Source organism: Natrarchaeobius chitinivorans (assembly GCF_003841505.1).
Classification (GTDB): Archaea; Halobacteriota; Halobacteria; order Halobacteriales; family Natrialbaceae; genus Natrarchaeobius; species Natrarchaeobius chitinivorans.
In genome coordinates this window covers 12,770-37,809 of record NZ_REGA01000015.1, presented here as the reverse complement: position 1 = coordinate 37,809, position 25,040 = coordinate 12,770, and the positions used below count along the sequence as shown (strand labels likewise).

At 63.4% G+C, this 25,040-nt stretch carries 24 protein-coding genes; 11 read left to right on the top strand and 13 right to left on the bottom strand.

Annotated features, from left to right (window positions below; translation table 11 throughout):
• The 4 genes from EA473_RS15575 to EA473_RS15560 form a co-directional block, all read right to left on the bottom strand.
• On the bottom strand, positions 1 to 891 hold the full coding sequence (locus EA473_RS15575; RefSeq protein WP_124196579.1) for a succinate dehydrogenase/fumarate reductase iron-sulfur subunit: 891 nt from the start codon (positions 889 to 891) through the stop codon (positions 1 to 3).
• 1 nt (position 892) lies between these two features.
• Entirely contained in the window at positions 893 to 1,258 is a 366-nt protein-coding gene (locus EA473_RS15570; protein ID WP_124196578.1) for a succinate dehydrogenase, read from the bottom strand.
• Complete coding sequence (sdhC, locus tag EA473_RS15565; RefSeq protein ID WP_124196577.1) at positions 1,259 to 1,723, bottom strand: succinate dehydrogenase, cytochrome b556 subunit; 465 nt, start codon at positions 1,721 to 1,723, stop codon at positions 1,259 to 1,261.
• Between the two features lie 171 nt (positions 1,724 to 1,894).
• Positions 1,895 to 2,980, bottom strand: a complete 1,086-nt coding sequence (locus EA473_RS15560) for a succinylglutamate desuccinylase/aspartoacylase family protein (RefSeq protein ID WP_124196576.1) — start codon at positions 2,978 to 2,980, stop codon at positions 1,895 to 1,897.
• A gap of 147 nt (positions 2,981 to 3,127) precedes the next feature.
• Here EA473_RS15560 and EA473_RS15555 point away from each other — a divergent pair, with 147 nt between their 5' ends.
• The 4 genes from EA473_RS15555 to EA473_RS15540 all read left to right on the top strand — a co-directional run bounded on the left by EA473_RS15555 (position 3,128) and on the right by EA473_RS15540 (position 7,487).
• Complete coding sequence (locus tag EA473_RS15555) at positions 3,128 to 3,877, top strand: GNAT family N-acetyltransferase (protein WP_124196575.1); 750 nt, start codon at positions 3,128 to 3,130, stop codon at positions 3,875 to 3,877.
• 372 nt (positions 3,878 to 4,249) lie between these two features.
• On the top strand, positions 4,250 to 5,719 hold the full coding sequence (locus EA473_RS15550) for a flippase (RefSeq protein ID WP_124196574.1): 1,470 nt from the start codon (positions 4,250 to 4,252) through the stop codon (positions 5,717 to 5,719).
• Positions 5,720 to 5,802: 83 nt separating this feature from the next.
• Positions 5,803 to 7,146, top strand: coding sequence for a RimK family alpha-L-glutamate ligase (locus EA473_RS15545; RefSeq protein WP_124196573.1), 1,344 nt, complete (start codon positions 5,803 to 5,805; stop codon positions 7,144 to 7,146).
• A gap of 107 nt (positions 7,147 to 7,253) precedes the next feature.
• Complete coding sequence (locus tag EA473_RS15540; protein ID WP_124196572.1) at positions 7,254 to 7,487, top strand: PRC-barrel domain-containing protein; 234 nt, start codon at positions 7,254 to 7,256, stop codon at positions 7,485 to 7,487.
• Positions 7,488 to 7,516: 29 nt separating this feature from the next.
• Here EA473_RS15540 and EA473_RS15535 read toward each other — a convergent pair whose 3' ends face one another.
• From EA473_RS15535 to proC, 3 genes are read right to left on the bottom strand one after another with little or no spacing between them, the layout of a single operon-like run.
• The gene (locus EA473_RS15535; protein ID WP_124196571.1) at positions 7,517 to 8,845 is read right to left on the bottom strand and encodes a glutamate-5-semialdehyde dehydrogenase; all 1,329 of its coding nucleotides are present in this window, start codon (positions 8,843 to 8,845) and stop codon (positions 7,517 to 7,519) included.
• Positions 8,838 to 9,671, bottom strand: coding sequence for a glutamate 5-kinase (proB, locus tag EA473_RS15530; protein WP_124196570.1), 834 nt, complete (start codon positions 9,669 to 9,671; stop codon positions 8,838 to 8,840). The genes EA473_RS15535 and proB overlap by 8 nt, the downstream gene beginning before the upstream one ends.
• Entirely contained in the window at positions 9,664 to 10,443 is a 780-nt protein-coding gene (proC, locus tag EA473_RS15525; RefSeq protein ID WP_124196569.1) for a pyrroline-5-carboxylate reductase, read from the bottom strand. The genes proB and proC overlap by 8 nt, the downstream gene beginning before the upstream one ends.
• A gap of 236 nt (positions 10,444 to 10,679) precedes the next feature.
• On the opposite strand from proC, the gene katG reads away from it, so the two are divergent.
• Together katG and EA473_RS15515 are read left to right on the top strand one after the other, a co-directional pair.
• The gene (katG, locus tag EA473_RS15520) at positions 10,680 to 12,863 is read left to right on the top strand and encodes a catalase/peroxidase HPI (protein WP_124196568.1); all 2,184 of its coding nucleotides are present in this window, start codon (positions 10,680 to 10,682) and stop codon (positions 12,861 to 12,863) included.
• A 144-nt stretch (positions 12,864 to 13,007) separates the two neighbouring features.
• Positions 13,008 to 13,616, top strand: coding sequence for a DNA-3-methyladenine glycosylase family protein (locus EA473_RS15515; protein WP_124196567.1), 609 nt, complete (start codon positions 13,008 to 13,010; stop codon positions 13,614 to 13,616).
• A 78-nt stretch (positions 13,617 to 13,694) separates the two neighbouring features.
• Here the strand turns inward: EA473_RS15515 and EA473_RS15510 are convergent, their stop codons facing one another.
• Positions 13,695 to 14,252 carry a hypothetical protein gene (locus EA473_RS15510; protein WP_124196566.1) on the bottom strand — a complete coding sequence of 186 codons (558 nt, stop codon included), beginning with the start codon at positions 14,250 to 14,252 and terminating at the stop codon, positions 13,695 to 13,697.
• A gap of 32 nt (positions 14,253 to 14,284) precedes the next feature.
• Between EA473_RS15510 and EA473_RS15505 the strand changes: the two genes are divergently transcribed.
• The gene (locus EA473_RS15505) at positions 14,285 to 14,821 is read left to right on the top strand and encodes a metal-dependent hydrolase (RefSeq protein ID WP_124196565.1); all 537 of its coding nucleotides are present in this window, start codon (positions 14,285 to 14,287) and stop codon (positions 14,819 to 14,821) included.
• 106 nt (positions 14,822 to 14,927) lie between these two features.
• Here the strand turns inward: EA473_RS15505 and EA473_RS15500 are convergent, their stop codons facing one another.
• From EA473_RS15500 to EA473_RS15485, 3 genes are all read right to left on the bottom strand, one after another.
• A complete protein-coding gene (locus EA473_RS15500) occupies positions 14,928 to 17,537 on the bottom strand; it encodes a heavy metal translocating P-type ATPase (protein ID WP_124196564.1) in 2,610 nt (869 codons plus the stop codon).
• Positions 17,538 to 17,735: 198 nt separating this feature from the next.
• Positions 17,736 to 18,482: a helix-turn-helix domain-containing protein gene (locus EA473_RS15495; protein ID WP_124196563.1), complete on the bottom strand. Its 747-nt coding sequence runs from the start codon at positions 18,480 to 18,482 to the stop codon at positions 17,736 to 17,738.
• Positions 18,483 to 19,077: 595 nt separating this feature from the next.
• Positions 19,078 to 20,037 carry a TIGR03885 family FMN-dependent LLM class oxidoreductase gene (locus EA473_RS15485; protein WP_124196561.1) on the bottom strand — a complete coding sequence of 320 codons (960 nt, stop codon included), beginning with the start codon at positions 20,035 to 20,037 and terminating at the stop codon, positions 19,078 to 19,080.
• A gap of 389 nt (positions 20,038 to 20,426) precedes the next feature.
• On the opposite strand from EA473_RS15485, the gene EA473_RS15480 reads away from it, so the two are divergent.
• Positions 20,427 to 22,376: a glycoside hydrolase family 15 protein gene (locus EA473_RS15480; RefSeq protein ID WP_124196560.1), complete on the top strand. Its 1,950-nt coding sequence runs from the start codon at positions 20,427 to 20,429 to the stop codon at positions 22,374 to 22,376.
• A 216-nt stretch (positions 22,377 to 22,592) separates the two neighbouring features.
• Positions 22,593 to 22,958, top strand: coding sequence for a cation:proton antiporter domain-containing protein (locus EA473_RS15475; protein ID WP_243645277.1), 366 nt, complete (start codon positions 22,593 to 22,595; stop codon positions 22,956 to 22,958).
• Positions 22,959 to 22,963: 5 nt separating this feature from the next.
• Here the strand turns inward: EA473_RS15475 and EA473_RS15470 are convergent, their stop codons facing one another.
• Positions 22,964 to 23,278, bottom strand: a complete 315-nt coding sequence (locus EA473_RS15470; protein ID WP_124196559.1) for a ribbon-helix-helix domain-containing protein — start codon at positions 23,276 to 23,278, stop codon at positions 22,964 to 22,966.
• Positions 23,279 to 23,371: 93 nt separating this feature from the next.
• On the opposite strand from EA473_RS15470, the gene EA473_RS15465 reads away from it, so the two are divergent.
• Together EA473_RS15465 and EA473_RS15460 are read left to right on the top strand one after the other, a co-directional pair.
• The gene (locus EA473_RS15465; RefSeq protein ID WP_124196558.1) at positions 23,372 to 24,334 is read left to right on the top strand and encodes a DUF2800 domain-containing protein; all 963 of its coding nucleotides are present in this window, start codon (positions 23,372 to 23,374) and stop codon (positions 24,332 to 24,334) included.
• Position 24,335: 1 nt separating this feature from the next.
• Positions 24,336 to 24,599 (top strand): IS1096 element passenger TnpR family protein, encoded by a 264-nt coding sequence (locus tag EA473_RS15460; RefSeq protein ID WP_124196557.1) that lies wholly within the window; start codon positions 24,336 to 24,338, stop codon positions 24,597 to 24,599.
• Here the strand turns inward: EA473_RS15460 and EA473_RS23260 are convergent.
• A complete protein-coding gene (locus tag EA473_RS23260; RefSeq protein ID WP_124196556.1) occupies positions 24,541 to 24,804 on the bottom strand; it encodes a DUF7386 family protein in 264 nt (87 codons plus the stop codon). The genes EA473_RS15460 and EA473_RS23260 overlap by 59 nt on opposite strands.
• Positions 24,805 to 25,040 lie beyond the last annotated feature (236 nt).

The following is a 25,040-nucleotide window of genomic DNA, read 5'->3' as shown; positions in this document are numbered from 1 at the left end:
TTACCAGAATTTCAGGTTCTTCTTGACCGCTTCCCGCTTGAGTTCCTGAATGTGCTCGGTCAGCGGGATATCTTTCGGACACACTTCGGTACAGGAAAACTGGGTCTGGCACCGCCAGACGCCGTGTTCCTGCTCGAGAATGCGGAGTCGGTGCTCTTTGATCTCCTCGTCTTCGCGTTCGTCCATCGCAAAGCGGTAGGCCTTGTTGATCGCTGCCGGACCGAGATACTGGTTGTCGCCGGCTGCGATGTTACACGAGGACATACAGGCCGCACACCAGATACACCGCGTCGACATCTTGACCTTCTCGCGGTTTTCCCTGCTCTGGCGCTGTTCTTCGAGTTCGCCCTCCGGCAGGTCCTCCTGCTTGAAGTACGGCTCGACGGCGTGCATCTGGTCGTAGAAGTGATCCATGTCGACGACCAGGTCCTTGACGACCTCCTGGTGGGGCAGGGGCTCGATACGGACCGGTTGCTCGAGGTCGGAGATCTGCGTCTTACAGCCCAGTTGCTGTGAGCCGTTGACGAAGAACGCGTCGGAACCACAGACCGCCTGTCGACACGAGTGGCGGAACGTCAGCGAGGAGTCGTACTCGTCGCGGGCGTACATCACCGCGTCGAGGACGGTCATTCCCTTCTCGAAGGGGACGTAGAAGTCGTCGAAACGCGGTTCCTGTTTTCCTTCGACTTCCGGGTCGTAGCGGAACACCTTGATGTGAACCGTCTCGCCCTCGGCTTCGGCTTCCGCCTCCGATCGCTCGTCGACCATTCCCTCCTGTTTTTTCTTGAGTCGCCGCTGCTGTGGCGACTCCGCCCCTTTCATCTCGGGGTCTTCCGGTGCTTCCTGCGTTTCCGGCTCCTGCGTCTCCGGTTCCTGTTGTTGCGTGCTCATGTTAGATCATCCCCGCCATCGCGAGTGCAACCCAGATTCCCTGGACGATCAGTGCCACACTTGCAATCGTCAGGACCGCGAGCACTACCTTCTTGGGGGTGCCGCTGAGGCCCTGATTGACGAGTGCGTTGTAAACGCCGTTGACGCCGTGGAAGGTCCCGGCGATGAGGAACAACACCATCACCAGGAAGTAACCGAGGTTCTCCATTCGGGCGCGCGTACCGAGGAACGTGACCTCGGCCGCGTGGTTGACGAAGTGAAGCTGGAAGAAGTGGAAGGCGAGAACGACGACGAGAAACGCCGCTGTGATGCGCTGGAGGAGCCACGCGGTTCCACCCGGCGCGAACGAGGAGTATCGTTCTGCCATCTAAAAGCCCACCCCCCTCAAGAAGGTCGGTACGCTCGCGACGGTGATGACTCCCGTCAGGATCAACGAGGCGTAGAAGCTCTTGTCCTGTGCCTCCAGTCCAATTCCGAGGTCGACCATCAGCAGACGGAGCCCGTTCAGGATGTGGAAGACGGCCACCGCGAGCAGACCGACCTCGAGGAGCCGAACGATGAACAGGCCCTCGAGCCCGCCGAGTGTCGCCGTGTAGATGTCGACCTCGGTGAGGCCGGTCCCCTCGACGTTCGGCAGATCCTCCGCGAACACTTCGACCGTTTCGCCCTGTGCTGCCCCGATTGCCGTACTCAACACGGCGATGTGAGTGAACAGATAGCCGATCAGCATCCACCCGGTGAACTTGTGGAAGATCCACGCCCACATGCCGGCCGAGAACTCCTTCCAGCGGCCGTAGTCCTCGATTAGGCCGCGATTGTAAGACTGACTCATGCGCTCGTGTGGACGGTTAGACCGTGGAGGTATAGAAGTTACTTTTGTCTCTTTCCAGCAGGCATCGCGTCCGTTCACACCCTTGGGTATGACGGAGCGTCGTGACACCCGAGTATGAGGGGTCGTCGTGACACGCGATCAGTCGCTCCCCGGGACGATTCGGTTCGCCGATCAGAGTTCGGCCTGTGAGCGCTCCGTAGTCCGCTCGCGCTCGAGCGCCGTCAACGTATCCGCCGAGAGACCGACGAGGTGACAGAGCGGGTTCCCCGGATAGACGACCGGGTTCTCGAGGACGCCCACGATCAGGCCGGTGAACGGTGCCTCGACGGTGACGATGTCGTCTTCCTCCTTGAACGGGTTGGTGATCGTACAGATCACCTCGCCCTCCTCGACGAGCGCACCGCGACCGCGTTTCATGTCGACGATTCCACCGGCGTCGGCGCGAAGCCACGTCTTCTCGTCGTCGTCGTCGATCACCGTTCGCCATCCGGGCCAGTGGACGGACGAATCGGGGTGACAGCCGAACTCGGCGAGGACGCTCGCCACACCGGTCAGTGCTCGATCGATCAGGGGGCGCTGAAAGCGGTGGGCCTCGCCCATCTCGACGGTGATCGTCGGGACGTCGGCTTCGGTCGCCTCACGACGCAGTGTACCGGCGGGACCTTCGCCCGCGATGATCACGTTCGAACTGAACGCGTTGGCGAGGCGACTGACCGTCGGGTCGTCCATGCTCGCGCGGACGTGGAGCATGTTCGTTCGGCCGCGCGTCGACGTATGGAAGTCGATACCGAGGTCACAGGGTTCGATGAAGTTGGTGAATATCTGGTGGGCCATCCGGCGCGCGCTGGTCGACCCTTCCCGGCCGGGAAACGACCGATTGAGGTCCCGGTCGTAGATCGGGAGGTACCGCTCCTGTGCCAGAAACCCGGGGACGTTCATCACCGGCAGGCAGACGAGCGTCCCGTGGAGTTCGGCGTGGTTCCAGTCGTGTGCGACCTCGCGTACGACCTCGATTCCGTTGAGTTCGTCGCCGTGGGCCGCAGCGGAGAGAAAGACCGTCGGGCCCGGATGGGCACCGTTGACCACCGTTACGGGAATCTTGACCGGATCGCCGAGATAGGTTTCGCTGATGCTGTACCGGATGTTCGCCGATTCGCCGGGATCGACTCGGCCACCGTTGTACGTAAACGCGTCGTCGGTGGCGTCAGACCCTGATCGCTCCCCGGGCGGTTCGTCGCTCGAGGCATCGTCGTTCATACACGTCTCTCGGACGGCAGTGACGAGAGTCTTGTCTTCGATTCTGTCGGTGAGGCGTCAGTAACGAGTCCGTGACGACCGATCGATCCGTTGCCACGCTTGCGATCGACAGCATACGTTTTGTACGATGCCATGCTACAGGAGGGCATGGACATTCGTGAGGCCACCGACTCGGACGTCGACGCCATTCGGTCGATCGCCCAGCGTTCGCTCCGTTCGACGTACACAGATTTCCTCGATGCAGACACCGTCGACGACGCGATAGCGCAGTGGTACGGGGAGTCCTTCGGCGACGAACTCACCGACGAGCGATCGCTCGTGCTCGTCGTCGAACGTGACGGCGAGGTCGTCGGCTTCTCCCAGAACGATCTGATCGGGTCCCAACACCGCAGCGGGCGCGTCCTCTGGCTCCACATCGGTCCCGACCACCGCGGCAGCGGGATCGGCGTTCGCCTGCTCGTCCGGACGCGGGAGAAACTCCTCGAGAAGGGGGCCGAACGGATCCAGTGTTTCGTCCTCGAGGACAACGAGGGCGGCAACGAGTTCTACCGGAATCACGGGTTCGAACGGGCGGGTAAGAACGAGGTCGACATCGGCGACGAGACGTTCACCGAGAACGTCTACGTCGAGGCCGACCTCGAGGACGAGGGATGGGGTGCGGTCGACGAACTCGAGATCGACGGCGAGACGGTGTACGTCAGTTACGGCGAGGCCGCCCGCGGATCGAAAGCGCCGTTTTACACCGCCTACGAGAGCGACGACCGCGCGAAGCGCTACGCCTTGCTCTGTGGCAACTGCAACTCGATCGACAACGCGATGGATTCGATGGGGCGGGTCGAGTGCAACGAGTGTGGAAATCGGCGAAAAGCGACGCGGTGGGACTCGTCGTACCTGTAGTGGGGCGACCGGTCACCCGACGAATTCGTTGCTGTCGCGGTTTGAACGGCGCATCGTCGTCCCCGCGGCCTGGAAACCAAATACGACCCTACTACCGGTAGCCGGACCGTACACCCCCTCGTAGACGCTTCTCTCCATCGAGTTGCGATCGGTCGCTCACTCCGATCGGTGTAGGCGCGCGTTGGTCGATCCGGGCCGGCTGTTGTCTCCGCATTACAATCCATCACTTCGATAATCGAGATAGTATACTGCCGGACAGAACCATCGTGAGAATACGCCGCACCACGCCGGCGAACTCTCGTCATTGACTTCCGTCCGACAGTATCGCTCGGTGCGATCTGCGGGCCGGTACCATCCGTCGGAGATGATGCTATGAGTACCAGAGAACACATCGTTCGCGGCTTCAAAGCGACGCTCGTCGCTCGCGCGATCTACATGATTTCGAGCGCGCTGTTGATGTTCGTCCTCGCACGATACCTGCTGGACCCGGACGGCTACGGCGCGCTGTACTGGGCGATCGGCATCCTCGCCGTCGTTCAGTTGCTCGCCGACGTCGGCCTGGGAAAGTCGGCCGCGCGCTACATTTCCGAGTACAGCGAGAAGGATTCGGGCCAGATTCCTCACCTGCTGCGGTCGACTATCGTCTTCAAACTCGTCATCATCGGAATCGTCTCGACCTGCCTGTTGCTCTTTTACGAGCAGATCGCCGTCCTTCTGGGCGATCCGAGTGCAGCACCGTTTCTCGCTGCGGGCGTCATCTACATCGTCGCCAACTCCTTTAACGTCTTCACGCAGATCTCCTTTCAGGGGTTCAACGAGCTTGGGTACAGCGCCGCGATCCAGGCGATCAGCGGACTCTTCAGGCTCGTCTTCGCCGTCGCGTTCGTCCTCGCGGGGTTCGGCGCGCTCGGCGCGCTGTTCGGCTACGTCGTCGGCTACGCCATCGCCGCCGCCGTCGGGCTGACGATCCTCTACGAGCGCTTCTACCGACGGTACGAACCGGCCGACGAGTACGAATCCGGCCTTTCGCGACGACTCCTCGAGTACAGCGTCCCCCTGACGGCGACGCGAAGCGCCAACGTCGTGGACAAACAGATCGACACCGTTCTCGTCGGGGTCTTTTTGACGCCCGCGGCAGTCGCCTTCTACACGCTCGGCAAGCAGATCACGGACTTCCTGCTCGCGCCGGCAGAAGCGCTCGGGTTTACGATCTCGCCGAACTTCGGCGAGCAGAAGGCATCGGGCAGCCTCGAGCAGGCGCGTCGGATCTACGAGACGTCGCTCACGCAGACGATGATGTTGTACGTGCCGGCTGCGGCCGGGATCGTGATCGTCGCGGAGCCGTTTATCACGATGATTTTCGGGGCCGACTACGCGGGTGCGGTTCCGGTGTTACAGATTCTCGCGGGGTTCGTCGTCCTGCAGGCGATCACGAACCTGACGAGCGACAGTCTCGACTACCTCGGGCGTGCCCGGTCGCGTGCCATCGCGAAAGGGGGAACGGCCGCGGCTAACTTCGTCCTGAACCTGATACTCATTCCGACGATCGGCGTGGTCGGTGCGGCGATCGCCACCGTCGCGACCCACTCGGTGTACGTCGCAGTGAACGTCTACATCGTCCACGCCGAGCTTTCACTTCGCGTCGAACAGGTGGCCCGCTCGATGGGGCTAATCTGTGGAATTACCGGCGTGATGGCGGCTGCCGTGTTGTTCGTGGCACCGACGATCTCGAGTCTCCCGACGCTGTTCGGCGCGATCGGACTCGGCGCGCTCACGTGGGCCGTCCTCGTCGTCGTCAGCGGTCTCGTCGACCCACAGGAAGTCCGGTCGGTTATCGGTTGATTTCGGGGAACGATCTTCGGGAACAGCGTCCCTACGTGCAGTCAACTGGGAATACTTATCCGATCGTCTTGTGTATCTCAGGTATGACCACTTCTGATCCCGTCACTGTCGGGGTTCTCAGTTTGCACGTCAGCAAGGAAACGAAAGCGATACTGAACGCCGTCGAAGCGCTCGGCCACGACACGGAGTGGCTTCGGACCGAAAACACCTCCGTCAGCGTCTCCGACGGGAGCGTCGTCCTCGAGCCGTCGGTCGACGTGATCGCGAACCGAATGCTGCTCTCGAACACCGAACAGCCCGCGGAGGATCTCGGACTCGCGAACACGTTCGCCCAACTCGTTCCGACGCTCAACGAACCCGCCTCGGTCCTGACGGCGATTCACAAGCTCTCGACGGCGACGACGCTCGCGGCGAACGACGTTCGCACTCCCGACGTCACGCTCGCACTCAACAGCGAACAGTTAAACGCCGCCCGCGGGCGCTACGGCGACGAGGCGGTGTACAAAACCGCGATCGGAACTCACGGTGGCGGCACCTGGAAAGTCGGCCGAAACGATCCCGTCAACGCGAAAGTCGGAAATCGGTACGCGTTCTTGCAAGAACTCGTCGACCGCGAGGACGTCAGACACCGCGACGTCCGGGTGTACGTCGTCGACGGAGAAATTATCAGCGCGATGTACCGGTACGCACCGGACAACGACTGGCGGACGAACGTGGCACTGGGCGGCTCCGTCGAAAACGCGACCGAAGATCTACCCGCCGAGGTCGAAGACCTCGCTCGGCGTGCGGCGGAAGCAGTCGATCTCGACTACGCGGGTGTGGATCTCGTCGAGAGCGACGAGGGCTGGTTCGTCCTCGAGGTCAACCCGACGGCCGGCTTCAAAGGGCTGTACGAGGCCACGCACGTCAGCCCCGCCCCGCACATCGCAAAACTCGCGATCGAACGCGCCGGCGGCGAGGTCGACGACGAGCGGGTCGAGGAGCTGTCGGCGGTCCTCGACGATTCCCAGCCGATCGCCCAGCCGGTCCAGACGACGAAACCCCAGGAAGAACCCGCCATCATCGGCTACACCGAGGAGATCGTTCTCTCGGGAACGAGCGGGTCGAAAACCACCCTCGCAAAGTCAGACACGGGTGCGACGCGGACGAGCATCGACACCGCACTCGCAGCCGACATCGGTGCCGGACCGATCAAGTCGATTACGCGAATCCGCTCCGGAAGCTCCAAAACGGCGAAGAGTCGGCCAGTTGTCGACGTCGTCGTCGGCGTCGGCGGCAACCAGCACACCGTCACCGCGAGCGTCGAGGATCGCAATCACATGGACTATCCCGTCTTGCTCGGCCGGGACATCTTAGAGAACTACCGCGTGGACGTCAGTCGCCGAACGGACCGCGACGCCCCGGACACGCCTGAAGAAGAGGAGTAGTACCGACCCTCGAAGTTGAAACGACCGGCCGCCTCCCGGTTTTCATCCGATCCGCGACCGGCCGATTCCGATCGGTTTATTGACCAGTCTCACTAACAGGTCCTCGCATGACGACGGTCCTCGCATCCACGCTCTCCACCAAGCCGGTGATGGGAACGGACGGCAAAGAACTCGGCACGGTCCACAACGTCTCGATGAACGTCGAAACCGGCGCACTCGAGTACGTCCTCGTCGATCCGAAAAGTGACGACGTCACACGCTTCGAGACCACCGACGACGGAACGTTGCTCGTCCCCGCCGGACGCGTTCAATCGCTCGACGACTATCTGATCGTCGAGTAACCCACCTGATGGTCGAGTAGACCCTCGCGTCACTCCGAGCGGGAACCGGGGGTCCACGTCCCGTCGAAGTCCTCGTGGAGATACTCCTTTCCGTCCGCACCCGCGTACGTCCCCACGCACTGTCCGTCGCCCTCGAGGTAGTACTGGTAGGTCGTCAGGCCCTCGAGTCCGACCGGGCCGCGAGCGTGGATCTTGCCGGTGCTGATGCCGACCTCCGCGCCGAGGCCGAAGCGGTAGCCGTCGCTGAACCGTGTCGAGGCGTTGTGAAAGACGCTCGCGGAGTCGAGACTCCGCATGAAGGTGCTCGCACGATCTCCGTCTTCGGTCAGGATCGACTCCGTGTGCTTGGAGCCGTAGGTGGTGATGTGATCGAGCGCCGCCTCGAGGGAGTTGACGACGCGAATCGAGAGGATCAGGTCGCCGTACTCCGTCGACCAGTCCTCCTCGGTCGCGCTCTCGACGTCGACGATTTCGCGGGTTCGCTCGTCGCCGCGGAGTTCGACGTCGGCCGCTTCGTACCGGTCGACGGCCTCGGGAAGGAACGTCTCGGCGACGTCCTCGTGGACCAGCAGGGTTTCGACCGCGTTACAGACCGCCGGATACTGGACTTTCGCGTCGTAGGCGACCTCCGTCGCCATCTCGAGGTCGGCCTCGCTGTCGACGTAGACGTGACAGACGCCCTCGGTGTGGCCGAGGACGGGGATGCTCGTGTTGTCTTGGATGTAGCGGACGAACTCGGAGCTTCCCCGCGGCATGACGAGGTCGATCGCGTCGTCCATCTCGAGGATTGTGTCGACGTCGGCCCGGGCTTCGATGAGCTGTGCCCACCCGTCGGGCGCGTCCGCCGTCGCCTCCCGGATGATCTCGTACAGCACTCTGTTGGACTCGCTTGCCTCGCTGCCGCCTTTCAGGATGACCGCGTTTCCGGACTTGAGCGCGAGCGCGGCGATCTGGACGAGCGCGTCCGGACGGGACTCGAAGATCGTCCCCACGACGCCGATCGGTACCGTTTGCTCGTAGAGTTCGAGGCCGTCGTCGAGCTTGCGAGCGGTCTGGGTCTTCCCGAGCGGATCGTCCTGTTCGGCGACGCTGCGAACCATCTCCGCGATACTCTCGAGTTTCGTCGGCGTCAGTTTCAGCCGGTCGACCAGCGCCTGACTGTACTCGCCGGCCTCGAGCATCGTTTCTGCTTCCGCCACGTCGACCTCGTTCGCCTCGAGGATCGCCTCGTGGCTCGCCTCGATGGCGTCTGCGATCGCGTACAGGCCGTCCGATCGGCGCTCGTCGGAGTACTTCGCGAGTTCCAGCGCGGCGGACTGTGCCTCATCGACTTTCGTTTCGGTAGCTTTCTCAGTCATCGATCACACCGTTCGTCGGGACGAATACGGTCCCGACCCTCTTCCCAGCAGCGATCTTCTCGAGGACGTCGGGTTCGGTCGAGCGGGCGATGACCGCCGGAATACCGTGTTCGCTGACGGACCGTGCGCCGTCGACTTTCGTCCGAATTCCCCCGAACTGGCTGCTCGAGCTGTCCTCGACGAGCTCCCGCACCTCGTCGTAGTTGCGGCCGACGGCCTCGATCTTCTCGGCGGCAGGATCTTCTTTCGGATTGCCCGTATAGACACCGCCGACGTCGGTGAGCGTGACCAGCAGGTCGCTATCGACGCCGATGGCGACCGACGACGACAGCATGTCGTTGTCGCCGATCCGGATCTCCTCCGTCGCGACCGCGTCGTTTTCGTTGATGATCGGGACGATGTCCCACTCGAGTAGCGTTTCGATCGTGTTCTTGAAGTTCGTGAACCGATCGGGGTTATCGAGGTCGTTCTGGGTGAGCAGGACCTGGGCGACCTTTCGGTCGTAGCGCTCGAAGCTCTCCGTGTACCGGCGCATAAGATGAGACTGCCCCACGGTCGACAGTGCCTGGGACTCCTCGACGGTATCGGCGGAGTAATCGACGCGACCCTTGCCAGCGCCGACCGCACCGGAGGAGACGAGGATGACTTCCGTCTCCCGTTCGAGCAGGTCGACGACGTCGTCGACGAGTTTGTCGAGTTTCTCGTCGTCCAGATTCGATTCGTCGTCGGTCAGCGAGTTCGTTCCGGCTTTGACGACGGCCCGGTCGGCGTCGGCCGCGAGCTGTCTGGTCTCCTCGAGGACGCTCAGTTCGACAGTTTCATTCATCGTCGAACTCCCGTCTTAACTCCGCAGAGCGCGTTTCGGCCGCTGTCACGGCTTCGCCGACCGTTTCCCCGACCGTGCTGTCCCAGAGGACCTCCATTCCCTCGATCGTCGTTCCCTTCGGCGAACAGACCGCGTCGATCAGTTCGTCGATACTCGCGTCCGAGCGCAGAACCGTCTCCGCGGCCCCTTTGAACGTCTGTGCGGCGAGGACCTCGGCGTCCTCCGGTTCGAGGCCCGCGTCCACGCCAGCGTCTTTCATCGCGCCGATCAGATAGAAGACGAACGCGGGGCCGCTTCCGTTGACCGCCGTCGCGATATCCATCTGGGCCTCGTCCACTTCGACGAACTCCCCGACGTCGTCGAGGGCCGCCTCGACGTCGTCGGGAATGTCGGCTCCGGTCGCGGCCGCCGCCATGTTGCCCGTTTCGGCGGCGAGATTCGGCATGATCCGGACGAGCGTCGCGTCCGTATACTCCTCGAGGACGGTCGTGGGAACGCCGGCTGCGATAGAGACGAGCGTCTGTTCCGGCGAGAGATCGAGTTCGCTGACGACGTCGACGACCAGGCCCGGCTTGACCGCGACGAAGACGATGTCGGCGTCGGCCGCCGCCGCCGCCGGATCCGTCGTCGTTTCCGCACAGTCTTCGGCTACCGACTCGAGAGCGTCCGGGTCGACGTCACACGCGATCACCGTGTGATTCCCGGTTCTCGAGAGGCCCCGTACGAGGGCACTCCCCATGTTTCCACACCCAATGACGCTGGCACGTACCATTCTATGTACACTACACGGTTCGAGGGGGACATAGCAACTTTGATTTCGCCTCGAACTGGCCTCGCCGAGGGTGACGCGACGTTCGCATGCGTGAGAGTCCCGATTTCCATCGTTCGTCCGATCGATCTTTCTTGCCGGCAGAAAATTCACTGATCCGAAAGAAAGTTTTTCTTCATTCGGAGACTTCGTTACCGAGTTAGACAATCTTAATAGGGGAAGCCAGCAATTGCCGGGTGATGACTGGATCAAACCGTGACTGGTGGCCGAACCGATTGAGCGTTTCCATGCTCGATCAGAACGTTCGTCCGTCCGACCCGATGGACGAGGACTTCGACTACGCCGAGGAGTTCGAATCCCTCGACCTCGACGAAGTGAAAGCGGATATCGAGGACGTCATGACGACGTCACAGGAGTGGTGGCCGGCCGACTACGGCCACTACGGACCGCTTTTCATCCGGATGGCGTGGCACAGCGCCGGCACGTACCGAACGAGCGACGGTCGTGGCGGTGCCTCCGGCGGCCGACAGCGGTTCGCTCCGCTCAACAGCTGGCCGGACAACGCGAACCTCGATAAAGCGCGCCGATTGCTCTGGCCCGTCAAACAGAAGTACGGCCGCAAACTCTCGTGGGGCGACCTGATCGTCCTGGCCGGGAACGTCGCCCTCGAGTCGATGGGATTCGAGACGTTCGGCTTCGCCGGCGGACGCGAAGACGACTACCAGCCCGACGACGCCGTCGACTGGGGTCCCGAAGACGAGTGGGAAGCGTCCGATCGCTTCGACGAGGAGGGTGGACTCGAAGGAACGCTCGCCGCCACCGTCATGGGCCTGATCTACGTGAATCCGGAGGGACCGGACGGCGAGCCGGACCCGGAGAAGTCCGCGGAACGAATCCGGGAGTCGTTCGGCCTGATGGCGATGGACGACGAGGAGACGGCCGCGCTCATCGCCGGCGGCCACACGTTCGGGAAGGTCCACGGTGCGTCCGATCCCGACGAGCACGTCGGTCCGGAGCCCGAGGGGGCCCCGATCGACCAGCAGGGGCTCGGCTGGGAGAGTAGCCACGGCTCCGGGAAGGGAGCCGACACGATCACCAGCGGAATCGAAGGACCGTGGAACGCCACGCCGACCCAGTGGGATATGGGCTACATCGACAACTTGCTCGAGTACAAGTGGTGGCCCCAGAAGGGACCCGGCGGTGCCTGGCAGTGGACGACGCAAAACGGCGAACTCGACGAGGCCGCGCCGGGTGCCGAGGATCCGGACGAAAAAGAGGACGTCATGATGCTGACGACGGACATCGCGCTCAAGCGCGACCCCGACTACCGGGAAATCATCGAGCGGTTCCAGGAGAACCCCGCCGAGTTCCAGGATGCGTTCGCGAGAGCCTGGTACAAGCTGATCCACCGCGACATGGGTCCGACGGACCGCTTCCTCGGTCCGGAAGTGCCGGACGAGGAGATGCTCTGGCAGGATCCCATCCCCGACGCCGACTACGACCTGATCGGCGACGAGGAGATCGCCGAACTCAAAGAGACGATCCTGGCCTCGGAGCTTTCGATCTCCCAGCTCGTCAAGACCGCCTGGGCGTCGGCGTCGACCTACCGCGACAGCGACAAGCGCGGCGGTGCCAACGGCGCACGAATCCGCCTCGAGCCCCAGAAGAGCTGGGAAGTCAACGAACCCGAGGAACTCGAGACGGTGCTTTCGACCTACGAGGAGATCCAGGAGGAGTTCAACGGGTCCCGATCCGACGACGTACGCGTTTCGCTCGCCGACCTGATCGTGCTCGGCGGCAACGCGGCCGTCGAAGAGGCCGCGGCCGACGCGGGCCACGACGTGACGGTTCCGTTCGAACCGGGCCGCACCGACGCGTCCCAGGAACAGACCGACGTCGACTCCTTCGAGGCGCTCAAGCCCCCGGCTGACGGGTTCCGTAACTACTACAGCGACGAGGCCGACCAGTCCCAGGAAGAGCTGCTGGTCGATAAGGCCGACCTGCTCGACCTGACGGTGCCCGAGATGACCGTACTGGTCGGCGGGATGCGTACACTGAACGCGACCTATCAGGACTCCGAACTCGGCGTCCTCACCGACCGACCGGAGGCGTTGACCAACGACTTCTTCGTGAACCTGCTCGACATGGATTACGAGTGGGAGGCTGCCGAGGACTCCCAGGACATCATGGGCTGGGAAGCACCAACGGACACCGAAGATGGCGAGGTCTTCGAGCTTCGAAACCGCGAGACGGGCGAACTCGAGTGGACGGCGACCCGTGCGGACCTCATCTTCGGTTCGAACTCCCGACTTCGAGCCGCGGCGGACGTCTACGCCGCCGCCGACGCCGAGGAGAAGTTCGTACGCGACTTCGTGGACGCCTGGAGCAAAGTGATGCAACACGACCGGTTCGATCTCGAGTAACGTTCGCGCCGGTGGTCGGTCGTCGCGGATCACATCCCCCGGTCGAACACCGGAACTGACCGGGACGACGCGTCCGCTCCGGCCTGTCACGTACCGCGAGCAACGCGCTTTTATTCGCTCGAGCCAACTCACCGTCGAACGCGAATGACGGTCGATCCTACTGCCGATACCGATCCCGAATCAGTCCTCCGGGCCGATCCCGTGATGGCGGCGGTCGTCGATCGACGCGAACCTCACCCGCTCGATCCGGACGTCGACGAGTACGAGCGCTTGTGCGTCTCGATCATCAACCAGCAGCTGTCGACGGCGAGCGCGGCGGCGGTCCGCGAGCGGGTGTTCGAGGTCCTCGAGGGAACCGTTACTCCCGAGGCCGTCCTCGCAGCTCCACGGGAGGAGTTACTCGAAGCCGGCCTCTCGCGAACGAAAGCCGACTACGTGAAAAACGCCGCGCGAGCGTTCCGGGAACGCGACCTCACGCGGGAGGGGTTGGCCGGGCACACGAACGAGGAGGTGATCGACGAGCTCACGGAGATAACGGGCGTCGGCGCGTGGACCGCCCGAATGTACCTCGTGTTCGTCCTCCAGCGTCCCGACGTGCTCCCCCTCGGCGACCTCGCGGTTCGTCGGGGCATCGAGACACTGTACGCCGACGGCGAGGAGTTGACTCGAGCGGAGATGCGCGAGATCGCCGAGCCGTGGCGACCGTACCGGAGCCTCGCGACGCGGTACGTCTGGGCCGAGTACGAGGCCTGATGTGGTCGGCGATAACTGATCGTCGATCGATTGCCCGCCGTGTTACGATCGACCGGTAACGACTCGGAACAGCCGGTATTAGCTGCCGCCTGTACTCGAGGCCGAGTCGGGCCGCGCCGGGCCGTTTCGGGCCAGGTGCGTGCCGACGCCCGCGAGTCCGGCGACCGTCACGGCGAGGCCGGTCGAGACTGCTGTCTCGAGGTGGACGAGGACACCGTGTCCGACCGAGACGTACGAACTCGCGGTGTACTGGCCGAGACCGATCTGTACGGCGGCGCTGGTGATGGCTGCGACGAGAAACAGGACGGCCGCCAGGGAAGCGGTCGCCCGATAGTCGTCGGCCGCTCGAGCGAAGTGGTAGCCGACCGCGAACACGGCGATCGGCGTGACCAGCAACGAAACGGCGTTCGCACCGGGTGCCACCAGCGAGGTCGCCTCGACGCCGAGATCGAACACCTCGATTCCGAGAACGGTCGCGTGTCGGACGAACGCCTCCGTAGCGCCCGCGAGGAGGGCGACGATTGCGGCCGGGGCGAGTGATTTCGGGGACGTACGTTCCTCGAGAACATAATGGAACAAATGGATTTTCGTTCCGAACCGGTCGCGGACCCGCTGGGGCGTCGGGACCGTCGTCACGCCTTTTTCGACGGACCGCGTAGCGGGCGTGAATGCAACCGGTGGTCCACCTCGCCGTCGGCTACCTCTGTTATGCAGGCTACACGCGGGCAACTCGGGGTACGTCACCCGCCGAGTTGCCCGCACTCGTCGCGATTTTCGGCGCAGCGCTGCCGGATCTGCTCGACCAGTCGTTGGCCGCCGCGGGGGTCGTCGAGGTCACCCGAACGGTCGGGCACTCGCTGTTGTTCGCGATCCCGCTCGTCCTCGCGGTCTGGGTGGTCACCCGCGCTCGAGGACGGGAACTCCTCGGCGTCGCGTTCGCTATCGGCTACCTCTCGCACGTCGCGACCGACGTCCCGTGGCACGTGCTCTCGGGCGACTACCACGAACTCGGCTTCCTGTTCTGGCCGATCACGCCGATGCCCGAGTACTCCGGCGTGAAGACGCTCGGAGCCGTCGCCGGCGTCGAGGTGACGACGCTGTGGCTCGAGGCCGTGATCCTCGTCGGCGGCGTCGCGCTCTGGTGGCACGACGGCCGCCCGGGCCTCGAGCCGATTCGGCGGGTGATCGGGCGAATCCGTTCGTGAGTCTCCAATCTCACACCGGACGTCGAAACGCGTTCGTGAGCGACCGATTCCTCTCTCGAGAAACGCGACTCGAACGCGTCCGATCGCCAACCGGCGTGGGGACCGCCTACCGGTCCCGCCGGCCCGCCTCGAGTTGTGCCGGCGTCTCTGGTTCGACGTTCGCCAGTCGCATCGCGTTGCCGGTCACACCGAGGCTCATTCCCATGTCGCCGATGACGACCGCGTGGATCACCGTGACGATCCCGACGGGTGCTCCGGCCGCCAGCACCGCCTTTACGGCGAGGCTGGACCAGATGTTCTGTCGGATGACGCCGTTTGCCTTACTCGAGAGTTCGAAGAGGTACGGCAGTCGGGTGAGGTCGTCGCCCATCAGCGCCACGTCCGCCGTCTCGAGGGCGGTGTCGGTTCCCGCCGCGCCCATCGCGATGCCGACGGTCGCGGTCGCGAGCGCGGGCGCGTCGTTGACGCCGTCGCCGACCATGGCGACGTGGCGGTTCTCGATTTCGCCTCCGGGGTCCGATTCGCTCCCTTCCGCGTCCGAACTGGTTTCGACTCCGTCCGATCTCCCCTCGAGTCGGCGAATCCACTCGAGTTTCTCTTCGGGGAGCAACTCCGCGTGGTACTCGTCGATGCCGACCTCGTTCGCGATGGCGCGGGCGGTCCCCTGGTTGTCGCCCGTGAGCATGACGACGCGGACGCCCTGCTCGTGCAGGCGGTCGACCGCCCACTTCGCCTCCGGCCGGACCCGATCCGCGACGGCGACGACGCCGAGCGGTCGATCCTCGGTTCCGACGACGACGACCGTCTTCCCTTCGGCCTCGAGTTTCGGGACGACGTCCGCGACCACGTCGAGACAGCCCTCGCGTTCGCACTGGGGAGTGGATTCGTACCCCATCGACGCGAGTTCGACCCCGCCGTCGGTCGTCGCGTGGACGTGTTCCAGGTCCGCGAGGCCGTCGAACAGATCGGGCTTGCCGACGTAGTGGGTCGTGCCGTCGATTTCGGCCCGGACCCCCCGACCGGTCAGTGCCTCGAAACCGGAGACGTCGGCTCCGTCGTCCACACCGGGGACGACCCCCCGTTCCTCCGCGTAGCCGACGATCGCCCGACCGATCGGGTGTTCGCTCCGCCGTTCGGCGGCGCTCGCGCGGCCCAACACGTCGTCTTCGTCGGCCCCCTCGAGCGGGATCACGTCGGTCACCGTGAGGTCGCCTTCGGTCAGCGTACCGGTCTTGTCCACCGCGAGGACGTCGCTCTCGCCGACGGCCTCGAGGTGACGGCCGCCCTTGATGAGCACGCCGTTTCGCGCGGCGGCCGTGATCCCGGAGACGACGCTGACCGGCGTCGAGATGACCAGCGCGCAGGGACAGGAGATCACGAGCAGCGTCAGTCCGACGAGAAACCAGTAACTCCAGGACGCGCCGAACGCCAGGGGCGGCACCAGGACGAACGCGACCGCGACGGTGACGACGACCGGCGTGTAGACGCTCGCGAACCGGTCGATGAACTGCTCGCGTTCGGTCTGCTCGCGTTCGGCGTCCTCGACCAGTCGAACGATTTTGGCGATGGTCGACTCGTCCGCTTCGCGTTCGACGTCGACCTCGAGGTAGCCCGACTCGAGGATCGTTCCCGCGTAGACGTCGTCACCGCGTGTCTTGTCCGCGGGAACGCTCTCGCCGGTGATCGGCGACTGATCGACCGCGCTCTCGCCCGCGAGCACCGTTCCGTCGGCCGGAACCTTCTCTCCGGGACGGACGACGACGCGGTCGCCGATCTCGAGGTCGTCGACCGGAATCGTCTCCTCGGTGCCGTCCGCGCGTTCGACGGTCGCCGTCTCGGGCGAGAGGTCCATCAGTTCGCGCAGGGAATCGCGCGCACGATCCATCGAGAAGCGTTCTAACAGCTCCGCGACCGAGAACAGCACGGCGAGCAACGCCCCCTCGAAGGGATGGTGGGCCGCCACGCTGGCGACGATGCCGACGCTCATCAGGAAGTCGATGTCGAGGCTGCGATTGCGCGCGGAGTAGTAGCCGTTCCGGAGGATCGGCGTCCCGGCCACCACGACGGCCGCGATAAACAGCAGGTGCGAGAGCGCGTACGTTCGACCCGCGACCGTCCACAGCGCCGGGTCGAGAGCGGGAACGACGAACTTCAGTGCCATCCCGGCGGTCACGAGGGCAGCGCCGACGCCGATCCCAAGTGCCCGCCGGCTCTTCCAGACGGTCCGACTCTCGACGAGGCGGTCGCGCTCGTCGCTCGTCGGCGTCGCCTCGTAGCCCGCGCTCTCGATTGCCTCGACGACCGGATCGACGTCGAGCCCGTCGCTTGCGGTCACTGTAACTCGCCCCGACGTCGGCCGCGTCTCGACCGTCTCGACCCCGTCGACGTCCGCGAGCGCGTTCTCGACTTTCGTCGCACAGGAGGCACAGTCCATCCCCGGAACCGACAGCGTGCGCTCGGATTCGGTAGCCTCGACCGCATAGCCGGCAGCGCGGACGCGCTCGCACACTGCACCCTCGTCGGTACGCGTCGGATCGTACTCGACGATCAGGCGGCCACTCGTTACGCGCGCTTCGAGACTCTCGATTCCCTCGAGGCGCTCGATGCTTTGCTCTATCTTTCCCGCACACGAGGGGCAGTCCATTTCGGGAACCCCCAACTCGCTGGTCCGGTTCGACCCCGCACTCGAGGCCGGCTCGGACGACGAATCGTTCATCACCGGACTCTAGTCGATACGTTCCCATACGAGTTATTTGGCGTGTGCCAAATCAGTCGCTGGTCTGGGCCGAATCGGTCGTGATGACGCCGCTAACGGTCGACACCACTCCGTTTAATACGGCTTACTGCACGCCAATACCGGAGCGACCGGGTGCCATGGCGCGGCCGCTCCGGCACACAGGTACAGCAATCAGTCTCAAAGGTTCGCCGCGATCCGTTCGATCGATTCCTCTTCGTCGACGAAGGCCGTCGCGAGCGCCGCTTCCGCTCGTCGAAGTCGATACGAGAGGGTCGAGCGCGGCACGTCGAGGCGGTCGGCGAGTTCCGAGAGATCGATTCGCCGCGGTGTCTCGTAATAGCCGTGTTCGACCGCGGCCTCGAGCGCGTCGCGTTGTTCGTCGGGAAGCGTCTCCTCCGGCGAGACGCCGGTTCGTTCGGGGTCGAGTTCCGTCAGTCGAAGCATCTCCATGCCCGTGCACTCGCCGACCTCGTCGCTCAGTGCGTCGAAAAAGTCGTGGATCGGTGTGCCGTTTCCGAGGACGATTCGCCACCGGTAGCGCCGTCCCTCGCGGTAGGTCTCGAACAGCAACCCCTCACCGAGGTGCTCGAGGGCCACGTGGGGAACCGACGTACAAGCGTCCGTCCGCTCCCAGTAGGTGTAGACGACCAGCGTGTCGGTCGATCGATCGAGTACCTGGACCTCGCAGTCGGCACCGCAGTCGTCCTTGACGAGACAATCGGCGAAGTAGTCGGCGTTCTCGTAAGCCCGCTCGAGCGCCTCGAGAGCCTCGTCGGGACCGTTCGCGTGATCGACACGCCAGAGGCTATCCCGGCTGACGTGACACGAGAGCGACCGAATCGACGTCTCGGGATATGCCGCGAGGACGTCGGCGACCGGGTTCGTTCCCGGTTCGTATTCGAGGGCGAAGACGAATTCTCTCATCAGCGGGAGTACGGACTCACGCGCCAAATGCGTGTCTTTCGTCGGGTTGTGGCACCGTTCGACACCGGGTGGGCCGAACTCTCGGCTGCTCGAGGCCTGATACGGACTGCTATCGGTCGGTTCCGGTATGGTTGCGACCGGTCTGGGTCCCGCGTAAAAAGGGCGACTGCACCGGATGGCTGCGCACCGAGTCACTGGAACGCCCGGAACTGGTTCGACCCACAGGAACAGCAGTGTGTTCCAATAGGGCGGATACTGCCATCTGCAAGTTCTTTCGCTGCATACGCGGCGTCGCAGCGACGACACACGGCCACAACGCGATTGTGGTCGCGCAAGGCAATCACCCCGCTCGGTGGTGGGGAGGGGCCGACTTCAATCCCCGTGAAAATTCGCGTGTACGTCGTCGAGAAACGACATTCGTGATTACAGAGCGTCCGCAAGCGACGCTCGAGATCACAGGGGGTTGCAAGCGGCGTTCGAGATCACAGGGGGTTGCAAGCGGCGTTCGAGATCACAGGGGGTTGCAAGCGGCGTTCGAGATCACAGGGGGTCACAAGCGAGCGAACGGTGACCAGAACGAGTGGTGTCCGACGGGTCACTCGAGGACGGGCAACACGTCCGTCCCGAACGCATCGATGAACTCAGTCTGGTTCGTGTTGACGTTGTGAACGAAGACCTTGTCGACGTCGAGGTCGAGGTCAGATTCGAGCCACTCGACGTGATCCTCGGTATCCGAGGAAACGCGGACGTTCTCCTCGACGTCGGTTGTAGTGATTCGTTCCCCGAGTTCGTCGTAGTCCTCGGGAGTCCGAAGCTCCTGGGTTACCGTTCCCGGCACGCACTGGGTACGCCACTGCTCGTACGCTCCCTCGAGTGCGGCCTCGTCCGTGTCGTCGTAGGAGTGTTGAGCCTTGAGATAAACCGGTTTCTCCGGTGCCTTTTCCCGGAACGCGTCGACGCGGCTGGCGTCGTCCTCGTGGTCCGGCGTCGCGATCGTGATCATGCCGTCGGCCCACTCTGCGAGCCACGACGCGGTCTCCTCGGAGAGTGCCGCGCCGATCAACGGCGGCGGCGTCTCCGGCCGGGAGTACAGTTGCGCCCGTTCGACCTCGACGTGACCGTGATGGGTCACCTCCTCGCCGTCCCAGAGTCGCCGCATTAGTTCGCCACATTCCTCGAGGCGGGCGTTCCGTTCGTCTTTGACGGGCCAGTTCGTGCCCGTAATGCCTTCGTTGAGTAGCTGGCCGCTCCCGACGGCGAGCCAGAACCGCTCGGGGTACATCTCTCTTAGCGTCGCTACACCCTGGGCGATGACTGCTGGATGGTACCGGTAGCCGGGAGCGTTGACCGTCCCGAACGTCATCTCGGTCGCCTCCATCGCCGATCCGAGCCAGGACCAGACGAACCCCGACTCGCCCTGTTGCTCGCTCCAGGGGTGGAAATGATCCGACGCGAGCGCGTGATCGAACCCCACCTCGTCCGCGCGTTGGACCCACTCGAGGAGGGCACTCGGTGCGAACTGCTCGTGTGAGGCGTGATATCCAATGTCTGTCATGAGCGAAGTAGCGTCAGCGCAATCTCCCGCATCGTAGCTCGAGACCCGAGAAGAGTCTCGACCGATCGACCACGCGACGAGAGCACGGGCAAATACACCGGAAAAAGAACCTTAGTTGTACAGGTTGCGCATGCATGATACCAGCCGCCGAGCGGACTCGGAGAAGTGGCGGTCGCTTCACCGGATCCCTCCGCATCCCTCGGCGTGTTTCGCGAATCGTGCCATCGCGAGTCGTGACTCCGGAACCCCCGAGTGAAACCGACACGCAACTATCCGAATACCAAACAGTTCAGGCGGCCATAAACCACACTTTTCCCGGTACGGGTGAAATTCGAACAACGTCGCACCGTTCGAAAACGAGCCGCGGTACAGCAGTACATTCGGATCGAATGAACGAGGAGTTTCTCCCCATCGACGACTACGGGATCATCGGTAACGACGATCGCTGCGCCCTGATCGGCCGGAACGGCTCGATAGACTGGTGTAGCTTTCCGCACCTCGAGTCTCCGAGCGTCTTCGCGGCGATCCTCGACACCGAGGACGGCGGTCGGTTCGCCGTCCAACCCGCGAGCGAGTACGAGTCGAACCACGAGTACGTGGATCGAACGAACGTTCTCCAGACGACGTTCGAAACGGACGACGGCGCCGTGACGGTGACGGACTGTATGCCGGTGCGCGAAGGTGAAGCGCCGGACGAACGATTTCAGCAAGCGGTCTACCGCAAACTCGAGGGCGTCTCGGGGACCGTCGAGCTGGACGTCGTCTTCGAGCCGCGCTTCGACTACGCGCGGGCGACGACCGCCATCGAAATCGACGACGACGGAGACGTAATCGCGACCGAGCGCGACGCGCTCGGGGACGATGAAACGGACGAACGCGACGCCGAGCCCGAGGACGAACACGACCGCGACGTCGAGCGACTCTACCTCCACACCGACGTCGATTTCGACGTCGACGACGCGACTGCGACCGCCACCGCGACGATCGAGGAGGACGAGACACGCTGGTTCTGTCTCCAGTACGGCGCGCCGGACTACCGCTCCGACGACGAGTACGAGAAGGTACTCCAGGGAACGATCGACTACTGGCGGACGTGGCTCGACACCTGCGAGGAATCGGCGACGGATCTCTTCGACTTCGAGGACGAGTGGCAGGACGTGCTCGTTCGCTCCGCGCTCGTCCTCAAGCTCCTGATTCACGACGAAACCGGGTCGATTCCGGCCGCGCCGACGGCGTCGCTTCCCGAAGAGATCGGCGGCGAGCTCAACTGGGACTACCGCTACAACTGGATCCGCGACGCCAAATTCACCATCCAGGCGCTTCACAGCGTGGGACAGTCCGACGAGGCCCACCGATACTTCGAGTGGTTCCGAGAGATCGGACACGAGAACCCCGGCGAAATCCAGCCGCTGTACGGGCTCCACGGCGAGGCGGAGATCGGCGAGGAGACCCTCGACAATCTCTCCGGATATCGGGACTCGACGCCGGTCCGGATCGGAAACGCCGCGGCGACCCAGGAGCAACTCGACATCTACGGGACGATCGTCCAGGGCATCTACGAGACGATCCGATACGAAAACGGTCTCTCCGAGTACGACTGGGAGTCGGTCCACGCGCTCGCCGAGTACGTTTGTGACCACTGGGACGAAAAGGACAAGAGCATATGGGAGTTTCGTGACTTACACGAACACTTCGTTCACTCCAAACTGCTGTGTTGGGTCGCGCTCGATCGAGCGCTCCGCCTGGCCGAGGAGTACGATCGCGACGCGCCCGTCGATCGGTGGGAAGACGAACGCGAGGCGATCAGGAACGCGATCGAAGACCGCGGTTACGACGAGGAACTGGGGAGTTTCGTCCAGTTCTTCGGTGCCGACGAAGCGCTCGACGCGACGGCCCTGTTGATCCCGCTGTACGACTTCCTGCCGGCCGACGACGAGCGGGTACAGAACACGATCGACACCCTCCTCGAGGAACTGACCACCGAGGACGGCCTCGTGTTTCGGTTCGCCAACAGCCCTGCTCGTCCGCGAGAACCCGGCGGTTTCCTCATCTGTTCGTTCTGGCTGGTCGACGCACTGGTGCTCTCCGATCGATTGGACGAGGCCGAGGACCTCTTCGAGACTCTCGTCGGGCACACCTCCTCGATCGGCTTGCTCTCGGAGATGATCCACGCGGAAACCGGCGAGTTTCTCGGAAACTTCCCGCAGGCGTTCAGTCACATCGGCCTGATCAACAGCGCAATTTATCTCGCGAGTGCGAGCGAGCGATCCGACCAGCTCCCGCCAGAGGAGCTCTCGAGCGGATCGGACGCTCCGCTGTTTCAGCGCCACGGCAGTTGAATCGTCGATCCCGCCGTTGTGCGTTCGTCGGCTCCGAACGCGACGTCGACACTGCATCGATCCGGTTCGATCGTCCGAGTGGACGCTTTTTGTGACTCGGTGTGGGACCACGTCGTATGGTTCCCGTGCGGTTCGACAAGCACATCCGAGGTCGTCGATCGTTCGGTGTGTGGCACGCGGATCGTCGTACTCCCCGTTTCGGAGGACGATGAGTCAGTGTCCATTCACGTCAGTCTCGACACCGTCGTCCTCGTCGCCGTCATCATCATCTTCGAGGGGACGTTTCACCTCGAGTACGGGGTCGTCCGGAAGGCATCGAAGACGGTCGATCGGACGATCACGATCGGCGTAGCCATCGCGTTCGTCGGAACGGCGCTGACCGTTCGCCTTCTGCTCGGTGCGGACTGGGACATCGCGTTTCTCGTCGGCGCGCAACTGGTCACCACCGGGCCGACGGTCATCGCACCGATTCTCGCCGTGGTTTCCGTTCGCGAGGAGGTCGTCGAGGAGACGTTCCGCTCGATCGTTCGTTCCAAGCGTTCCGAAAACCCAGAGATTCGTATCGAGGATCTTCACGCGTGATCGGCCTACTCGTCGGCTGTCTCTTCGCGAGCGGCTGCAACCGCGTCTGCGATCTCCTCTTCGTCGACACGCTGACGAAGCTCGTCGAGTCGGCCGTGTAGTTCGTCGTCACTCACTGGCTCCTGCTCGGCGCGAGCGAGTAACTGTTCGACGCGGAGCGCCGCGATCGCCGGCTCGTTGTTCAGTTCGATCAGGTGGCGGCGAACGGACTCCTTGATGAACTCGCTTTTGTTCGTGTAGACGCCCGTCTCCTCGAGGAACTGCTCGAGTTCCCGATCGAGTTCTTCGGGGAACTTGACGCTGACGTTGGCGTACTTCATGGTAGTACAGATAGATAACAGTGCGGTCACACCTCCTATAGACGGTCAGTCGTGCTGCGAACGATTTTACCGCCCTAGGTGCATGTATTATCCATGACCTTCGCGTCTACGTGGAGTGATTTGCTCGCCGAGTGCGAGGCGCTCGAGGACGACGCGACACTCATCACGCCGCTGTCCGAGCAGCGGTTTCGAATTACGGACGTGCAAGAGCATCGCGTCATCGTCGAGTTCGTCGACCCGGAGGAGTCGCGCCCGCTCCAGCGAGAGCAGTTCGAAACGCTCGTCGGCCGAGTTCGGGATAGTGTCACAGAATTCGAACTCGATCGCCTCCCACCAGAAGCCGACCCGTACCCGGCGGTGTTGAGCCTCCACCCGCGTTTCGAGATCGACACGCAAGCCGGAACACTCAGCGAGACCGACGACCCGACGCCGTCGCAACTCGTTCGAGGAAGCTCTTCCGACAGTGACGAGGAACGGACGGAACCCGATCTCGCGGTCTACTCGGACGCGCTGTTACTGGTCGATACACTCGAGCGCTACGACGTCTCCGAACTCGAGGCTCTGGAAACTACCTCGCTGGTCAACCTCTATACGCTGCTCTCGGACGTGCAGCGAGATGCCGACGATCTCCGTGGGGACGTTGCAGACGTTCTCCTCGATCGCGTTCATCACGACCAGCCCGTTCACGGACAGTTCGGCTCCGTCCAGCGGACCGGGCGGACGTATCGGTCGCTCCGGGACGAAGACGAGGTCCTCGAGACGCTCGAGGATGCAGGCATTCCGCGCGAGCGGGTCACCAGCGTCGACTCGGCGAAAGTCGACGAGGCACTCGAGGTAACCGAGGTGGCTCCGTCGGACGTCTACGATCTCGAAGAGCGCGAGTACGTCCGCAAGGCCGAGGTCGACGAACAGGAGAAGGAGACGCGGCTCCAGGGCCTCAAAGACCGGCTGGCTGCGACCGAGGGGAACGAGGCCGAAGAACTACGCGAAGAGATCGAGGAACTGGAGCGGCGCATCAACGACCTCACGAGCTTCCGATCCGGTGCGGAGGTGTGAGATGACGGCCTATCGCTTCCGCGTCAAACTCGAGTGGGATCCGACCTCGCTGTGGCGAGATATCGTCGTCGGCGAGGACCGAACGCTCGAGGAGTTCCAAGCAGTCATCAACGAATCGATAGGGCTCGACCAGGATCATCTCTGGTTTTTCGGTGCTGATCAGGACTACTGGCAAAGCGACGTGAAGTACCAGCGTTCTCAGTCAGTTACCGCCATCGGCTCTCGATCGATGTCCGGTAGCGAAGGCCCAGTACTGAGGTATTGAACAGCTGGATCGTCGTAGGGTCGATCTCCCCTCTCGCTGCGTCCAGGTTCTCTCGAGACTCGATGAGGTGCGTTAGTGCCGCGTCGATAACGTCCGAGTTCGGTGGATCATCGTACTGGCCGTTGGCTCCGATCTCCTTGGCCTCGTCGAGAAGCCGGTGTCGTTCGTCGCTCAGTCGGAGTGTCGTCTGTTTCGTCGAACCCATATAAACCGATGTATGCACCGGGGGTCCTAGAGTGTTTCTCTGGAGTCACTGAACTAGTCCTGTTTAAATAGGATTCAGCTCGATGTCGTGAATCGCCGCTCGCTCGCCGTCACCTGGCAGAAATATATGCACACCATCGGACTCGAACGAGCTGGATCGTGCATACATCGCGGTCGGTGAATACATCTACGTCGAACCCCTGCCTAATGCACTTGAGATTAGGTTTTCAAAACGCG

Excerpts from the sequence above, each read along its gene's own strand:
- EA473_RS15575 (WP_124196579.1), bottom strand. The coding sequence starts at position 891 with ATGAGCACGCAACAACAGGAACCGGAGACGCAGGAGCCGGAAACGCAG.
- EA473_RS15570 (WP_124196578.1), bottom strand. The coding sequence starts at position 1,258 with ATGGCAGAACGATACTCCTCGTTCGCGCCGGGTGGAACCGCGTGGCTC.
- sdhC (WP_124196577.1), bottom strand. The coding sequence starts at position 1,723 with ATGAGTCAGTCTTACAATCGCGGCCTAATCGAGGACTACGGCCGCTGG.
- EA473_RS15560 (WP_124196576.1), bottom strand. The coding sequence starts at position 2,980 with ATGAACGACGATGCCTCGAGCGACGAACCGCCCGGGGAGCGATCAGGG.
- EA473_RS15555 (WP_124196575.1), top strand. The coding sequence starts at position 3,128 with ATGGACATTCGTGAGGCCACCGACTCGGACGTCGACGCCATTCGGTCG.
- EA473_RS15550 (WP_124196574.1), top strand. The coding sequence starts at position 4,250 with ATGAGTACCAGAGAACACATCGTTCGCGGCTTCAAAGCGACGCTCGTC.
- EA473_RS15545 (WP_124196573.1), top strand. The coding sequence starts at position 5,803 with ATGACCACTTCTGATCCCGTCACTGTCGGGGTTCTCAGTTTGCACGTC.
- EA473_RS15540 (WP_124196572.1), top strand. The coding sequence starts at position 7,254 with ATGACGACGGTCCTCGCATCCACGCTCTCCACCAAGCCGGTGATGGGA.
- EA473_RS15535 (WP_124196571.1), bottom strand. The coding sequence starts at position 8,845 with ATGACTGAGAAAGCTACCGAAACGAAAGTCGATGAGGCACAGTCCGCC.
- proB (WP_124196570.1), bottom strand. The coding sequence starts at position 9,671 with ATGAATGAAACTGTCGAACTGAGCGTCCTCGAGGAGACCAGACAGCTC.
- proC (WP_124196569.1), bottom strand. The coding sequence starts at position 10,443 with ATGGTACGTGCCAGCGTCATTGGGTGTGGAAACATGGGGAGTGCCCTC.
- katG (WP_124196568.1), top strand. The coding sequence starts at position 10,680 with ATGACTGGATCAAACCGTGACTGGTGGCCGAACCGATTGAGCGTTTCC.
- EA473_RS15515 (WP_124196567.1), top strand. The coding sequence starts at position 13,008 with ATGACGGTCGATCCTACTGCCGATACCGATCCCGAATCAGTCCTCCGG.
- EA473_RS15505 (WP_124196565.1), top strand. The coding sequence starts at position 14,285 with ATGCAACCGGTGGTCCACCTCGCCGTCGGCTACCTCTGTTATGCAGGC.
- EA473_RS15500 (WP_124196564.1), bottom strand. The coding sequence starts at position 17,537 with ATGAACGATTCGTCGTCCGAGCCGGCCTCGAGTGCGGGGTCGAACCGG.
- EA473_RS15495 (WP_124196563.1), bottom strand. The coding sequence starts at position 18,482 with ATGAGAGAATTCGTCTTCGCCCTCGAATACGAACCGGGAACGAACCCG.
- EA473_RS15485 (WP_124196561.1), bottom strand. The coding sequence starts at position 20,037 with ATGACAGACATTGGATATCACGCCTCACACGAGCAGTTCGCACCGAGT.
- EA473_RS15480 (WP_124196560.1), top strand. The coding sequence starts at position 20,427 with ATGAACGAGGAGTTTCTCCCCATCGACGACTACGGGATCATCGGTAAC.
- EA473_RS15470 (WP_124196559.1), bottom strand. The coding sequence starts at position 23,278 with ATGAAGTACGCCAACGTCAGCGTCAAGTTCCCCGAAGAACTCGATCGG.
- EA473_RS15465 (WP_124196558.1), top strand. The coding sequence starts at position 23,372 with ATGACCTTCGCGTCTACGTGGAGTGATTTGCTCGCCGAGTGCGAGGCG.
- EA473_RS15460 (WP_124196557.1), top strand. The coding sequence starts at position 24,336 with ATGACGGCCTATCGCTTCCGCGTCAAACTCGAGTGGGATCCGACCTCG.
- EA473_RS23260 (WP_124196556.1), bottom strand. The coding sequence starts at position 24,804 with ATGGGTTCGACGAAACAGACGACACTCCGACTGAGCGACGAACGACAC.